This window comes from Streptomyces sp. NPDC058326 (genome assembly GCF_042879855.1).
In the GTDB taxonomy this organism is placed as follows: domain Bacteria; phylum Actinomycetota; class Actinomycetes; order Streptomycetales; family Streptomycetaceae; genus Streptomyces.
The window spans coordinates 139,152-152,926 of sequence record NZ_JBHVZO010000005.1 but is presented as its reverse complement, the minus strand read 5'-3'; the positions used below and the strand labels follow the sequence as shown (position 1 = coordinate 152,926).

The window sequence follows — 13,775 nt, the reverse complement described above, 5'->3', positions numbered from 1 at the left end:
CTGGATTCCTGACGACGTACGGGGTGGGGGTGGGTGCCAAAAGAACCCGATCCGAAGCACTGTTGTCAACGGTGTTGGCAATCTCGTGGGAAATCCGTTGGTAGGGTCGCGGGAGCGCCGGAGCAGAGGAGAGTCATGGCGAAGAAGACGGCGGCGAAGGCGCAGACCACGGCCGGCCGGCGGTCCGGCGACGGCACCGCCGCCGAGCGGCCCACCCGCCGGGAGAGCAGGGAGCTGCGCCAGGAGGCCGCGGTGAGCGCGGCCTTCCGCCTCGCGGAGCGGGAGGGCATCGCCGGGCTTTCGATGCGCCGGCTCGGCCAGGAGCTGGATGTCGACGCGACCATCCTCTACCGGCTCTTCCGGGACAAGGACGAGCTGCTGCTCGCCCTGGCCGAGCGGACCATCCGGATGATCCTCGACGGGACCGGAGAGACCCCGCAGGACGAGTCCTGGCAGGACACGCTGCGCCGGATCGCCGAGGACACCTGGCTGGTCCAGACCCGCTACCCGGCGATCACGGCGCTGACCTTCGCGCGCACCACCGGAGGCCCGGCCGAGCAGCGGCTGGTCGAGCTCATCCTCGCCGCGTTCGCGCGCTCGGGGCTGGCCCCTGGCCCGGCCGTGCTCCACTACCGGACCTACGTGGACACCATGCTCGGCCTGTGCGCGCACTCCGCAGCGCTCGGTTCGCTCGACCCCGAGGTGCGCGAGAAGGACGAGACGACCTGGACCCGGGTCTACGCCCGCCTGCCCGAGGTCGGCCACCCGGTCACCCGGACGTTCATCGACGAACTGAGCAGCGTCACGCCGAAGGCGATCTACGACAACGCGGTGGAGGCGGTGCTGGCCGCGGCCGAGCGGGCGGCGGTGGCCGCCGGGTAGGCGGCGGGCCGGCTACGAGAGGGATGCGGCGGCCGGCGGACCGGCTGCGATCGGCCTTGACACGCGCCAGGTCTTGAACGTGGCGGAGACCTCCGGTGGCGGGGAGCTGCTGCCGCGGTCCGAGCAGCCGCCGCACGGAGACCCTCGGTGCGACGCGTGTCAGCGCCTCGCCCGCGGCCCCTGTCACAGCGAGGCGACGCTGTGGCAGGGGCTGTTCTCGCGGGGGACGGATTCAGCCCGTGCAGCCCGCCGTCTTCTGCGCGGTGGGGAAGTAGGCGGTCATGAACCGCACGAGGGCCTCTTTGCGCTCGGCCGTGTCGTCCTTCTTGGGGTAGAAGCGCTCCGCGCGCGCCAGGAAGACGCGCTCCTCGCCCTTGACGGCGCACTTCCGCGCCGCCGCGACCAGCGTGTCGGTCGCCCGCCCCTCGTCACCGATGGCAACGGTCGTGGCCTGGGGCATCTGCCAGTCCCAGGTCGCCCGGTAGTTCTCGTTAGCGGGTGCCACGCGGCTCTCCAGGGCGAAGACGCGTTCCCCGTCCACGAGCACGCCGCAGCGACGGGTCGCCGCGTCCGAGTTCGCCGGGCTCGTGGTCAGCTTCTCGCCCGGCAGGAGCACCGGCCGGAGCACGGCGGGGTCGACGGGGATCCCGCACAGTTCGGACGGCGCCGCGTACTGCTCCGCGGACTTCGTGCAGCCGGTGGCCGTGAGGGCGACGAGGCCCGCGGCGAGCGCCACGAGCGTCACGATCGGACGGTGACGCCTCACTGGTCACCCGCCAGGCCCTTGGCGCGGTTGTTTCCGTTCAGTGCGGCGAGATTGATCTCGTTCTCCAGTGTGTAGGCGTTGTTGCCATGGCCGGGATGGGCCTTGGCCCATTCCTCGGAAAGGGCGCGCAGCTGGTTCTCACGGAACTGGAACGTCTTGCCGTTCTGCTCCTGGATGCCCTTGTCGATCCGCGCCTGCTCGTCGAGCTGCCACTGGTAGGCGAGCGCGTCGACGCCGCGCTGTGCCGCGTCGCCGACGACCGGGATGAAGTTCGCCGCGCCGCCGAAGCCGTGGTAGAGCCACTTGGCCTCCCAGGCCGGGTCCTCCTTGTCGGTCTTCAGCGCCTGGTAGCGGGCCTCCTCCAGGAAGCCGATGGTCGCCCCGCCGCGTTGCAGGGTCTCCTTCGGGTCGCTGGGGTGCTCGTTGTGGATGTCGTTGAGGATCTCCCGGTTCATGGCCTCGTTGAGCATGCCGTACGCGTCCTGGTCACGGGAGATCTGCTTGGTGACCTCCAGCAGCTGGGCCCGGTCGAGCTGGCGCGGGTCGCTGTCGTTGTCCGACAGGGAGCTCGCCGAGTGGTGCGTGACGTCGCTGTGCCGGGAGAGGACCTTCGCCATGTCGTCGCGCATCTCCGAGGGGAACTCGTCGCCGCGCGCCGACAGGTATTCCAGCGACCGGTCCAGGACCTTCCGGTGCTCGGGGGTGAGGTCGACCTGACGGGCGGTCGGGTCGTTCGGGTTCATGCCGGTGGCGGCCGCCGCCAGCGCGGCGCCGGTGGCGTTGAACGCCGAGTTGCCGTCCTTGCTGTTCAGCGGAGTGTCGTCGAAGACCTGCCGGTCGCCGAGGACGTACTTGGCGTTGTCGGGGTTGTCGGCGCCGAAGAAGTCGGTGGCCGCGTTGGGGCTGGCGGACAGCGCGGTCATGAAGCCGGTCATCGGGTCGCGCCCGAAGTCCTCGCCGATGAAGTTCATCTTCGGCATCGGCGGCACCCCGGCGTTCCAGTAGTTGGCGGGGAGCTTCATCTTCTTCTCGGTCTCGACGAGCTTGTTGCCGTAGTCGTTGAGGAAGCGGTTGTCCCAGTCGCCGGTCCGCATCAGGTTGCTCATGATCTGGAAGCCGTACGGCTGGGCGCCACGCGTCTCGATGCGCTGGTCGCCGAGCTTCACCATGTCGTTCTCCCAGGTACGCATGGCGGGACTGTCGGACTGGGTCGCGCCCGCCAGGACGAGGGAGAGGTTCTGCTGGAAGTCCCCGAGCTCCTTGAGACGCGCCCGCTGGAGGTCACCGCCGTCCGAGGGGTCGGACAGGTCGGCCCAGAAGTCGAGGACGCCGCGCGGGCCGAGCGTGGTGGCCAGCTTCTCCTGGAAGAGCCGGTCGTCCTTGTAGGCGGCGAGGTCCCTGTTGAGCTGGTCGAACTCCTCGGGAGTGAGGTCGTCGCCCTTCTTCTTCAGCAGCTCCGCGATCCGGTCCGCGTCCTTCATGGCCTGCGCGGCCCGGTCCCGGTTGTAGTAGGCGGCGTCGGAGAACCCGTACTCGGTCTGGCCGACGAGCATGGTCAGCGCCTGAGCCGCGGTGCTGTCGCTCTCGGTCGCCTGCTCCAGGATCTTCTGCACCTGGTCGCGCAGCGCGGTGGCGTCCGCCGGGCTGTGCTCCGGCACCTCGTGGCCCTTGGCGGCCCGGTCCGGGTGGATGTTCATGGTGACGGTGAAACCACCGTTCCCGGTCTCCACCACGGTCAGGTTCCGGGTCAGGCCCTGCTGGATCGCGTCGTTCAGCTGCTTCTTGTAGCCGACGAGTTCGCCATGGGTGTCCTTGAGGATGTTGGCGATGCTGGTCGCCTGCGTGGCGGCGTCGCCGAACTCCTTGGCCGTCTTGCCGATGAACTCCCTGGTGACAGTGGCGTTCACGCCCTCCCAACTGGCCTTGGCGGCCTTGCCGCCGAGGTTGTCGCGGGCGTCCGACTCCAGTTCCCACAGCTTCTTCGCCATGGTCTCCCAGTCACCGGCGGCCGTACCGAGCTTCGAGAAGTCCCCGAACCTGAGCGCGTCGAGATCCATCAGTGCTGCGCCCTCTCCTCGAAGCCCTTGTCGAGCTGCTCGAACTTGAACCGGGTCGCGAACGTGTGCTCGTCGTCCGCGTGGGTCTTCTTGGAGTACTCCAGGTGGTTGGAGATGTGACCACAGGCGTCGAGCAGCGTGTCGACCTGCTTGCGCCACTTCTCGGCCACCGTGGTCAGGGCCGGGCCGAGCGCGAAGTCCTGCTTCATCGCCGCGCCCGCCTCCTGAGTGTTGGCCTTGGCGTGGTCGCCGTCGGTGCTCAGCCGCTGATGCAGCTTGAAGGCCGCGTCACCGATGGCCGCGAGGTCCGTCTGCTCGACCTTCAACGTTCCGTACTGCTGCGACCCTCCGCCCCCGCCGTCGAGTTGGTTGAGGCGCATGGCGGTCTGCTTCTCGCCGGCCGCTGTCCTGATACCGGCCCATTCCTCGTCGAATGACACAAGATCCCCGTGTGGTTTCGCGGTTTGACGCTTTGCGATCGTGAGTGCGATTCACCATAGCCCTGTCGGCGAGACGGGTGGAGATCCGGTCGCGAATCAGCCCCGCTCGAAGTGCCGGCCGTCGCGGTCGGTGCCGGGTCTCAGAAGAGGTTGCCGAGCCAGGAGCGTTGCTCGACGTCGCGGGACTTGGCAGGGGCGAACGGCGCCCCCCACCGGCCGGTGCCGTGGTGGAGGTGCAGGACGGTGTCGTCCGTGTCGGGGGTTCGGGTGTCGGCGAGCAGGTCGTTGCGGCCGTCGCCGTCGACGTCGCCGATGCCGATGAGGTTGTCGAAACCGCCCCAGCCGCCGCCGATCGGGAGCTCGTACGGCGCCTCGTACGCGTCGAGGTTCCAGACCTGCCTGATGTCGTACGACGACAGGGTGCCGTCCCAGTGGCGGACGAGGACGTCGGGGAGCCGTTGTCGTCGAAGTCGTGCGGACGGGGGGCGCGCGTGAGGGTGAAGGACCCCTTGCGCTCGACCGCCGGCCCGACGCCGTTGGCCGGCACAGCCGTCATCGCCCAGGTGTAGGCGCCGTTGAACGCCGGAAGGCCGTCCTTGAACAGACCGTCCCAGGTCAGGGAGTGCGCGGTCGCGCCCTCCCGGGGCTCCTGGACGACCTTCGCGGTCCGGCCGGAGGCCGTATGGGTCAGCGTCAGCGTCGTCTTGGCGTTGAAGCGGCTGAGCGTCCAGCCGGCCGTCAGCCTCCCGCCCGCGCGGTCGAAGTCGAAGGTGCCGGTCGGCGGCAGGGTCTCCTTCACCACGGTGAGGGCGGTCGGCCGGTTGAGGGTGCGCAGGAGGGCGGCGGTGGGCTTGCCGGTGGCGGGGTCCTGGGCGATCCGGTACAGGCCCTCGCCGTGGGCGAGGGTGCCGCCCAGGACAAGCGGGCTCCCGTCGGGGCTGTGGGCGACGGACCCCGCGTGGTCCAGCAGTGGAATGTCCCCGGCGCCGTTCAGCGAGCGTGCGGTGAGCGGGGTGTACGGGTGGGGGGACGTGGCGGTGCCCGCGCCTGGTTCGACCAGTGTCCAGGACACTGGTGACGTCGTCAGCCAGACGCGTCCAACGGTGAACAGCCGAGGTACCGGCACCACGTCACCCACAACAGACATGTGACAGCCGTTCAGGGTTGTACGGCACCGTGGTCACGATCCTGCCGGTCGCCCGAGCCGAGCTATCGCTTCCTGTGGCTCGCGCTCTTCGACGGTCCGGCGTGACCTGGCAGAAGGGAAGGGGACGAGCCGCCCACAGCCACCGCCGCACCGCCCTCTGCCCAGCGTATTCGCAGGTCGGAAGGGGTGCGGCGGTGCTGTTCCGTCAGATGTCCCGGAAGATCTCGATCTGCGCGCCGATCGAGTTCAGGCGCTCCGCGAGGTCCTCGTACCCCCGGTTGATGACGTACACGTTCCGGAGGACCGAGGTGCCCTCCGCCGCCATCATCGCGAGGAGGACGACCACGGCGGGGCGCAGGGCCGGCGGGCACATCATCTCGGCGGCGCGCCAGCGGGTGGGGCCCTCCACCAGGACGCGGTGGGGGTCGAGGAGCTGGAGGCGGCCGCCGAGGCGGTTGAGGTCGGTGAGGTAGATGGCCCGGTTGTCGTAGACCCAGTCGTGGATGAGGGTCTTGCCCTGGGCGGTGGCCGCGATCGCCGCGAAGAACGGCACGTTGTCGATGTTCAGGCCGGGGAACGGCATCGGGTGGATCTTGTCGATCGGCGCCTCCAGCTTGGAGGGGCGGACCGTCAGGTCGACCAGGCGGGTCCGGCCGTTGTCCGCCGGGTACTCGGCCGAGCGGTCGTGGTCGAGGCCCATCTCCTCCAGGACCGCGAGCTCGATCTCCATGAACTCGATCGGGACCCGGCGGATCGTCAGCTCCGACTCGGTGACGACGGCCGCGGCCAGCAGGCTCATCGCCTCGACCGGGTCCTCCGAGGGGGAGTAGTCCACGTCCACGTCGATCTGGGGCACACCGTGCACGGTCAGGGTGGTGGTGCCGATGCCGTCCACCCGTACGCCGAGGGCCTCCAGGAAGAAGCACAGGTCCTGGACCATGTAGTTGGAGGAGGCGTTGCGGATGACGGTCACGCCGTCGTGCCGGGCCGCGGCGAGCAGCGCGTTCTCCGTGACGGTGTCCCCGCGCTCGGTGAGCACGATCGGGCGGCCGGGGGAGACCGAGCGCTCGACCTGGGCATGGTAGATGCCCTCGGTGGCCGTGATGTCGAGGCCGAAGCGGCGCAGCGCGATCATGTGCGGTTCGATCGTGCGCGTACCGAGGTCGCAGCCGCCGGCGTACGGCAGTTTGAAGCGGTCCATGCGGTGCAGCAGCGGGCCGAGGAACATGATGATCGAGCGGGTGCGGATCGCGGCGTCCGCGTCGATCGAGTCCATGTCCAGCTCGGCCGGGGGCACGATCTCCAGGTCGACGCCGTCGTTGATCCAGCGGGTGCGCACCCCGATGGAGTTGAGCACCTCCAGGAGACGGAAGACCTCCTCGATGCGGGCGACCCGGCGCAGGACCGTGCGGCCCTTGTTGAGGAGGGAGGCGCAGAGCAGCGCGACACAGGCGTTCTTGCTCGTCTTGACGTCGATGGCGCCGGAGAGCCTGCGGCGGCCGACGACCCTGAGGTGCATCGGTCCCGCGTAACCCAGAGACACGATCTCGCTGTCGAGGGCTTCGCCGATCCGGGCGATCATCTCAAGGCTGATGTTCTGATTGCCGCGCTCGATCCGGTTCACGGCGCTCTGGCTCGTGGCCAGTGCTTCGGCGAGCTGCGTCTGCGTCCAGCCGCGGTGCTGACGGGCGTCACGGATGAGCTTGCCGATGCGTACGAGGTAGTCGTCTGCCATGGCGTCACGTTATCTCAGATATGAGATGGTGATCGTCATCGGGGTGCGCCGTCAGGGTGACAGGCCGTGCGCGGTGGGGTGACGCGGTTCGTACAGGGGGAGTTCCGTGCCGCTCGGCAGCCGGACGGCGGCGAGCAGCCCCCAGCCCTGGTCGGTGATGGCGCGTGAGATCTCGGCGCCCCGGTCCTCCAGGGCCGTCAGGGTCTCGGTGAGGTCCTCGCACATGAGGTACACCTCGTGCTTCGGCTCCTCCGTCGTGGGATGCACCGCGATCTCGGCCGGCGGCAGCTTGAAGACGAGCCAGCCGCCGCCCGCGTCCACGTGCTCGAAGCCGAAGACGTCCTTGAGGAAATTCCGGTCCGCTTCGGCGTCCCGGGTGTACAGAATCACGTGCGCGCCGCTGAACATGATCCGATCCTCGACCCGCCCTGCGGCCACGGCAATCGCTCCGCGCCCGTACGGGGGGCGCAGGGTGTGACGGCCCAGGTGTGGCGGCCGAACCGGTCCCTGCGGCGGCCGAACCGGTCTCTGCGGCGGTCGGCCGGTCCCTCCAGGAGCGCGCAGGCCCCTCCGGCGGCCGGTCGGCCCCTCCGGGAGTGGGCAGGCCCCTCCTCCGTACCAGCTACGGCAATTCCACCGATACATGGGCAGAAAGGGCGCCGAGGAAGTCTGCCGCCTCGAAGGCCGCGCCGGCCGAGGCGACCCCGACCGTCCTGGTCCGGCCCGACAGCACCCGGTCGACGGCCTCCACCGCGAGCGGCGCGCTCACGGCGTAGATGTCCTGACCGCGCGCCACCGCGCGCCGCTCCTCGCCGCCGGAGCGCACGACCACGTCCACCAGGAAGGTCTGGGCGGACCGGCCGCGCTCGTCGACCGCGGCCGGCGCCGGGGTGTCCGATGAGGCCAGGTCCTTCGCGGCCCCGGCGGCCATGTAGGTGCGGACCTCGGGGACGTCCAGGTGGCTGGGGACCGTGACGACATCGGCCATGGTGAAGTCGCCGATCACGGAGCTGACCCCCAGCGGGTCGGGGAAGGCCCACTTCTCGGTCGTGGACGGTGCCCCGTCGCCGTACTCCAGACGCCCCCCGGTGAAACGGACGTGCCGGCCGTCCCTGCGCTCCCGCGAGACCGCCCCCGCCGTACGGGTCCCGGCCGTGGGGTGCCAGCTGCTCAGCCCGTACGCGACGTGCACCTCGTCGGCCGACGTCCGGTCTCCCAGAGCGGCGGTGACGAGCAGGTCGCCGAGACCGCCGAAGAAGGCCATCGCGGGGACCACCAGAGTGCCCGCGGCACGGGCGGGTTCCGCGAACCGGGCGAACGTGTCGACGTTGGCCTCGATCTCGGCCGCCACGTCCACGTACGGGATCCGGGCGCGCAGCGCCGCCTCGATCACCGGGGCGGCGGTCGAGGCGAACGGCCCCGCGCAGTTGATCACGGCGGCGGCGCCGGTGAGCGCCCGGTCGAGCGAGGCCGGGTCGTCGACCGTGGCCGGCCGGACGGCGAGGCCGGCGAGCTCCGGACGGGACGCCGCGAACTCCGCCAGCTTGCCGGCGTCACGCCCGGACAGGACGGGGACGAATCCGCGCTCCAGCAGCTCCGCCACCACGAATCGCCCGGTGTGCCCGTAGGCGCCGAACACCGCGACCGTCCGTACCGAACCCATGACTTCCTCCGTTGCCCGCTGTCCTCTTCCGATACGAGAAGGCTGTCAGGGGCCGTCGGCCCGAGCCAGTGTCCGGAACGACACGCCCCGTACAATTACGGACATGGGAACAGTCGCGCTGGCCGTCACCGACGGAATGCTGCACTTCGAACTCTCCGTGGCGTACGAGGTGTTCGACGACGCGGCGTACGACCTCACCGTCTGCGGGCCGGGGCCGGTGCGCTTCGGCAGGTTCCGGCTCGAGCCGGACGCCGGGCTCGACCGGCTCGCGCACGCCGACACGGTGATCGTCCCCGGGTGGGCCGACGTCGACGCGGACCCGCCCGCCGAGCTCGTCGACGCGGTCCGCACGGCCCACGAGGCGGGCGCGCGGGTGGCCTCGCTGTGCACGGGCGCGTTCGTACTGGCCGCCGCCGGGCTGCTCGACGGCCTGCGCGCGACCACCCACTGGGCGCACACCGACGTCCTGGCGGCCCGTCACCCCTTGGTGGAGGTCGACCCGGACGTGCTGTACGTCGACAACGGCAGCGTGCTCACTTCCGCGGGCAAGGCCGCCGCGATGGACCTCTGCCTCCACCTGGTCCGGCTCGACCACGGCTCGGCACACGCCAACACGATCGCCCGCCGGCTCGTGGTGCCGCCGCACCGGTCGGGCGGCCAGGCCCAGTTCGTCACCGCGCCCGTGCCGGCCCAGGACGACCACCCGCTCGCCGAGCTGCTCCCCTGGGCGATCGAGCGGCTCGACCAGGCGCTGACGGTGGAGGACCTGGCCCGGCGGGCCAACATGAGCGCGCGCCACCTCGGCCGCCACTTCCGGTCGGTGACCGGCGCGACGCCGCTGCAGTGGCTGCTGACCCAGCGGATCCGGCGCGCCCAGGAGCTCCTCGAATCCAGCGGCGACAGCCTCGACACCATCGCGGCGGCCACGGGCATGGGCACGGCCACGACGCTGCGCCGCCACTTCAACCGCACGCTCGGCGTCCCCCCGGACGCCTATCGCCGCACCTTCCGCCGCTCCGTGGCCCGCGCCGGGATGTGAGGGCCGGCCGCGTCCGGCGGGTCAGGGGCCCGGTGTGCCGGAAATCGCGCTGTCGACCGCCTCGTACGTCACGCCGTGGTCGGCGAGGGCCTCCGCGACGACCCCGCCGGTCATGGTGAGCGCGAGCAGGATGTGCTCGTCCCCGATCTCCCGGTCCTTGCGGGCCAGCGTCACCCGGAGGGACTGCTCCAGGACGGTCTTGGCCTCCCGGGAGAAGGTCTGGCGGCCCGACCACCAGCCGGAGTCCTTGCGGTCGCCCGAGAGCGCGCCCGTGCCGTGGGTCTCCTCCACCCGCGCCACGATCGCCCCGACGTCGATGCCCAGGTCCGCCAGGGCGTTCGTGTCGGCGCGGGAGAGCCCCGCCCGGCGCCGGGCCTCGGCGAGCGCGGCCACCAGGGACGGGCGGCGGTCCGGCGGGCAGAGCCGGCGCAGCGCGGCCGCCGCCCGGCTGTCCTCCCGGTCGAGCAGGGACAGGAGGACGTGCTCCTTGGTGACGACCGTCGCGCCGCCCCGTTCCGCGTGCTCGACCGCCCCCTTCACCACGGCCCGCGCGTCCTTCGTGAACCGTTCGAACATCACTGCCTCCCATACTTCTTGTGGACGGCCTGCCGGCTGACTCCCAGTTCGGTCGCGATCTCCTGCCACGACCAGCCCTGGTTGCGCGCACTGCGCACCTGGACGGCCTCCAGCTGTTCGAGCAGTCGCCGCAGCGCGGAGACGGCCCGGAGTCCGACCCGGGGGTCACGGTCGCCCGCCCGTGTGGCGAGATCGGTCGCATCGCTCATGCAGTCAACCTACGTTGACAGTGAAGGTGGCGTCAACCCTGGTTGACATCGCGACTCTCGCCCCTCGGTGGCGGGGCATGCCTTGATCGCCGCCGCCGAACGGGTCGGCGTACGGCGCGAAGCTGGTCCTGGGGGGATGCTTCGTCCGATCCGTGAAGCCCTCATGGGTGCCCGCGCCGACAAGGCGTCCCGGCGGCGCCGCGGCCGTGACGAGGGTGTCGCACTCCTGGTGATCGGCGGGCGTGACGCCCGTCTTCCCCTCATCGGCTCCGACGGAAGGCATGCCGGGCATGACCGAGCGGCGGGGATGCACTAGAGTTATCTCGACATCGAGATAACTGCTTACGGCGCACCGCGGACGCCCACCCGGTAAGGGTTACCTAACTAAGTCTTACCTTAGCGGATCGGCGGGGAGTCGGGCGGCACCACGCGGCGGCAGCCGCATATTGTCGCTGCGCGGTAACCGCGCACACTGATGAAGGAGACTGTCGTGTCGGCGAACAGCTTCGACGCCCGCAGCACGCTGCGCGTGGGCGACGAGTCGTACGAGATCTTCAAGCTGGACAAGGTCGAGGGCTCCGCGCGCCTCCCTTACAGCCTGAAGGTCCTCCTGGAGAACCTGCTCCGCACCGAGGACGGCGCGAACATCACCGCCGACCACATCCGGGCCCTCGGCGGCTGGGACTCGCAGGCCCAGCCGAGCCAGGAGATCCAGTTCACGCCGGCCCGCGTGATCATGCAGGACTTCACCGGCGTTCCCTGTGTCGTCGACCTCGCCACCATGCGCGAGGCCGTCAAGGAGCTCGGCGGCGACCCGGCGAAGGTCAACCCGCTCTCCCCGGCCGAGCTGGTCATCGACCACTCGGTCATCGCCGACAAGTTCGGCACCGCGGACGCCTTCGGCCAGAACGTCGAGCTGGAGTACGGCCGCAACAAGGAGCGCTACCAGTTCCTGCGCTGGGGCCAGACCGCCTTCGACGACTTCAAGGTCGTCCCCCCGGGCACCGGCATCGTCCACCAGGTGAACATCGAGCACCTGGCCCGTACGGTCATGGTCCGTAACGGCCAGGCGTACCCCGACACGCTCGTCGGCACCGACTCGCACACCACCATGGTCAACGGCCTCGGTGTGCTCGGCTGGGGCGTCGGCGGCATCGAGGCCGAGGCCGCGATGCTCGGCCAGCCGGTCTCCATGCTCATCCCGCGCGTCGTCGGCTTCAAGCTGACCGGCGAGCTCCCGGCCGGCACCACCGCCACCGACCTGGTCCTCACGATCACCGAGATGCTGCGCAAGCACGGCGTCGTCGGCAAGTTCGTCGAGTTCTACGGTGAGGGCGTCGCCGCGACCTCCCTCGCGAACCGCGCCACCATCGGCAACATGTCGCCGGAGTTCGGCTCCACCGCCGCGATCTTCCCGATCGACGGCGAGACCCTGAAGTACCTGAAGCTGACCGGCCGCTCCGAGCAGCAGGTCGCGCTCGTCGAGGCGTACGCCAAGGAGCAGGGCCTCTGGCTCGACCCGGCCGCCGAGCCCGACTTCTCCGAGAAGCTGGAGCTCGACCTCTCCACGGTCGTCCCCTCCATCGCCGGCCCGAAGCGCCCGCAGGACCGCATCGTCCTCGCGAACGCCGCCCAGCAGTTCGCCCTGGACGTCCGCAACTACGTGGACGACGTCGACGAGGCGGGCAAGGAGTCCTTCCCGGCCTCCGACGCCCCGGCCAACACCCCGAACGGCGCCCCGTCGAAGCCGGTCCTCGTGACCGCCCCCGACGGCTCGACCTACGAGATCGACCACGGCGCGGTGACGGTCGCGGCCATCACCTCCTGCACCAACACCTCGAACCCGTACGTCATGGTCGCCGCCGCGCTCGTCGCGAAGAAGGCCGTGGAGAAGGGCCTGACCCGCAAGCCGTGGGTCAAGACCACCCTCGCCCCGGGCTCGAAGGTCGTCACCGACTACTTCGACAAGGCGGGTCTCACCCCGTACCTCGACAAGGTCGGCTTCAACCTCGTCGGCTACGGCTGCACCACCTGCATCGGCAACTCCGGCCCGCTGCCGGAGGAGGTCTCCAAGGCCGTCAACGAGCACGACCTCGCGGTCACCTCGGTCCTCTCCGGCAACCGGAACTTCGAGGGCCGTATCAACCCCGACGTCAAGATGAACTACCTGGCGTCCCCGCCGCTGGTCGTCGCGTACGCCATCGCGGGCTCCATGAAGGTGGACATCACCAAGGACGCGCTCGGCGTCGACACCGAGGGCAAGCCGGTCTACCTGGCCGACATCTGGCCGTCGGAGGCCGAGGTCAACGACGTCGTCGCCAACGCCATCGGCGAGGACATGTTCAACAAGTCCTACCAGGACGTCTTCGCGGGCGACGCCCAGTGGCAGGCGCTGCCGATCCCGACCGGCAACACCTTCGAGTGGGACACCGAGTCCACCTACGTCCGCAAGCCCCCGTACTTCGAGGGCATGACGATGGAGACCACCCCGGTCACCGACATCGTCGGCGCCCGCGTCCTGGCCAAGCTGGGCGACTCGGTCACCACCGACCACATCTCCCCGGCCGGCGCCATCAAGGCCGACACCCCGGCCGGCAAGTACCTCACCGAGCACGGTGTGGAGCGTCGTGACTTCAACTCCTACGGCTCGCGCCGGGGCAACCACGAGGTCATGATCCGCGGCACCTTCGCCAACATCCGCCTGCGCAACCAGATCGCGCCGGGCACCGAGGGCGGCTTCACCCGCGACTTCACGCAGCCGGACGCGCCGGTGTCGTTCATCTACGACGCCTCCCGCAACTACATCGAGCAGGGCACCCCGCTCGCGATCCTGGCGGGCAAGGAGTACGGCTCCGGCTCGTCCCGCGACTGGGCCGCCAAGGGCACCGCGCTGCTCGGCGTCAAGGCCGTCATCGCCGAGTCGTACGAGCGCATCCACCGCTCGAACCTCATCGGCATGGGCGTCCTGCCGCTCCAGTTCCCGGAGGGCGCCTCGGCGGAGACCCTGGGCCTGACCGGCGAGGAGACCTTCTCCTTCACCGGCGTCGAGGAGCTCAACAACGGCACGACCCCGCGTACGGTCAAGGTCACCACCGACACCGGTGTCGAGTTCGACGCGGTCGTCCGCATCGACACCCCCGGTGAGGCGGACTACTACCGCAACGGCGGCATCATGCAGTACGTGCTCCGCAACCTGATCCGTGGCTGACACGATCTGAACCGGTAGTACGGGAAAGGGCCCCGCTCCTCGGAAGAGGAGCG

General features: G+C 70.2%; 12 protein-coding genes. 4 read left to right on the top strand and 8 right to left on the bottom strand.

Going from position 1 to position 13,775, the window contains the following annotated elements:
* Positions 1-135: 135 nt before the first annotated feature.
* Positions 136-882: a TetR/AcrR family transcriptional regulator gene (locus tag ACFVYX_RS12230; protein WP_389681247.1), complete on the top strand. Its 747-nt coding sequence runs from the start codon at positions 136-138 to the stop codon at positions 880-882.
* Positions 883-1,114: 232 nt separating this feature from the next.
* On the opposite strand, the gene ACFVYX_RS12225 is transcribed toward ACFVYX_RS12230, so the two are convergent.
* The 3 genes from ACFVYX_RS12225 to ACFVYX_RS12215 are packed head-to-tail and all read right to left on the bottom strand — an operon-like array spanning position 1,115 to position 4,085.
* Entirely contained in the window at positions 1,115-1,627 is a 513-nt protein-coding gene (locus ACFVYX_RS12225; protein WP_389681246.1) for a hypothetical protein, read from the bottom strand.
* A gap of 17 nt (positions 1,628-1,644) precedes the next feature.
* A complete protein-coding gene (locus ACFVYX_RS12220) occupies positions 1,645-3,705 on the bottom strand; it encodes a hypothetical protein (protein WP_389681245.1) in 2,061 nt (686 codons plus the stop codon).
* Positions 3,705-4,085, bottom strand: a complete 381-nt coding sequence (locus tag ACFVYX_RS12215; protein WP_389681244.1) for a hypothetical protein — start codon at positions 4,083-4,085, stop codon at positions 3,705-3,707. The genes ACFVYX_RS12220 and ACFVYX_RS12215 overlap by 1 nt, the downstream gene beginning before the upstream one ends.
* A 284-nt stretch (positions 4,086-4,369) precedes the next feature.
* Between ACFVYX_RS12215 and ACFVYX_RS12210 the strand changes: the two genes are divergently transcribed.
* Positions 4,370-4,714, top strand: coding sequence for a hypothetical protein (locus ACFVYX_RS12210; protein ID WP_389681243.1), 345 nt, complete (start codon positions 4,370-4,372; stop codon positions 4,712-4,714).
* Positions 4,715-5,497: 783 nt separating this feature from the next.
* Here the strand turns inward: ACFVYX_RS12210 and ACFVYX_RS12205 are convergent.
* The 3 genes from ACFVYX_RS12205 to ACFVYX_RS12195 form a co-directional block, all read right to left on the bottom strand.
* On the bottom strand, positions 5,498-7,027 hold the full coding sequence (locus ACFVYX_RS12205) for a helix-turn-helix domain-containing protein (protein ID WP_389681242.1): 1,530 nt from the start codon (positions 7,025-7,027) through the stop codon (positions 5,498-5,500).
* 51 nt (positions 7,028-7,078) lie between these two features.
* A complete protein-coding gene (locus ACFVYX_RS12200) occupies positions 7,079-7,435 on the bottom strand; it encodes a VOC family protein (protein ID WP_389681241.1) in 357 nt (118 codons plus the stop codon).
* A gap of 214 nt (positions 7,436-7,649) precedes the next feature.
* Positions 7,650-8,690, bottom strand: coding sequence for a saccharopine dehydrogenase NADP-binding domain-containing protein (locus tag ACFVYX_RS12195; RefSeq protein ID WP_389681240.1), 1,041 nt, complete (start codon positions 8,688-8,690; stop codon positions 7,650-7,652).
* 103 nt (positions 8,691-8,793) lie between these two features.
* On the opposite strand from ACFVYX_RS12195, the gene ACFVYX_RS12190 reads away from it, so the two are divergent.
* Positions 8,794-9,729 (top strand): helix-turn-helix domain-containing protein, encoded by a 936-nt coding sequence (locus ACFVYX_RS12190; protein ID WP_389681239.1) that lies wholly within the window; start codon positions 8,794-8,796, stop codon positions 9,727-9,729.
* 21 nt (positions 9,730-9,750) lie between these two features.
* On the opposite strand, the gene ACFVYX_RS12185 is transcribed toward ACFVYX_RS12190, so the two are convergent.
* Positions 9,751-10,305 (bottom strand): Clp protease N-terminal domain-containing protein, encoded by a 555-nt coding sequence (locus ACFVYX_RS12185; protein ID WP_389681238.1) that lies wholly within the window; start codon positions 10,303-10,305, stop codon positions 9,751-9,753.
* Positions 10,305-10,514, bottom strand: coding sequence for a helix-turn-helix domain-containing protein (locus ACFVYX_RS12180; RefSeq protein ID WP_360315884.1), 210 nt, complete (start codon positions 10,512-10,514; stop codon positions 10,305-10,307). Before ACFVYX_RS12180 ends, ACFVYX_RS12185 begins: the two co-directional genes overlap by 1 nt.
* Positions 10,515-11,004: 490 nt before the next feature.
* On the opposite strand from ACFVYX_RS12180, the gene acnA reads away from it, so the two are divergent.
* On the top strand, positions 11,005-13,722 hold the full coding sequence (acnA, locus tag ACFVYX_RS12175; RefSeq protein WP_389681237.1) for an aconitate hydratase AcnA: 2,718 nt from the start codon (positions 11,005-11,007) through the stop codon (positions 13,720-13,722).
* Positions 13,723-13,775 lie beyond the last annotated feature (53 nt).

Coding starts and splice junctions, on each gene's coding strand:
- ACFVYX_RS12230 (WP_389681247.1), top strand. CDS start 136: ATGGCGAAGAAGACGGCGGCGAAGGCGCAGACCACGGCCGGCCGGCGG.
- ACFVYX_RS12220 (WP_389681245.1), bottom strand. CDS start 3,705: ATGGATCTCGACGCGCTCAGGTTCGGGGACTTCTCGAAGCTCGGTACG.
- ACFVYX_RS12215 (WP_389681244.1), bottom strand. CDS start 4,085: ATGCGCCTCAACCAACTCGACGGCGGGGGCGGAGGGTCGCAGCAGTAC.
- ACFVYX_RS12205 (WP_389681242.1), bottom strand. CDS start 7,027: ATGGCAGACGACTACCTCGTACGCATCGGCAAGCTCATCCGTGACGCC.
- ACFVYX_RS12200 (WP_389681241.1), bottom strand. CDS start 7,435: ATGTTCAGCGGCGCGCACGTGATTCTGTACACCCGGGACGCCGAAGCG.
- ACFVYX_RS12195 (WP_389681240.1), bottom strand. CDS start 8,690: ATGGGTTCGGTACGGACGGTCGCGGTGTTCGGCGCCTACGGGCACACC.
- ACFVYX_RS12190 (WP_389681239.1), top strand. CDS start 8,794: ATGGGAACAGTCGCGCTGGCCGTCACCGACGGAATGCTGCACTTCGAA.
- ACFVYX_RS12185 (WP_389681238.1), bottom strand. CDS start 10,305: ATGTTCGAACGGTTCACGAAGGACGCGCGGGCCGTGGTGAAGGGGGCG.
- ACFVYX_RS12180 (WP_360315884.1), bottom strand. CDS start 10,514: ATGAGCGATGCGACCGATCTCGCCACACGGGCGGGCGACCGTGACCCC.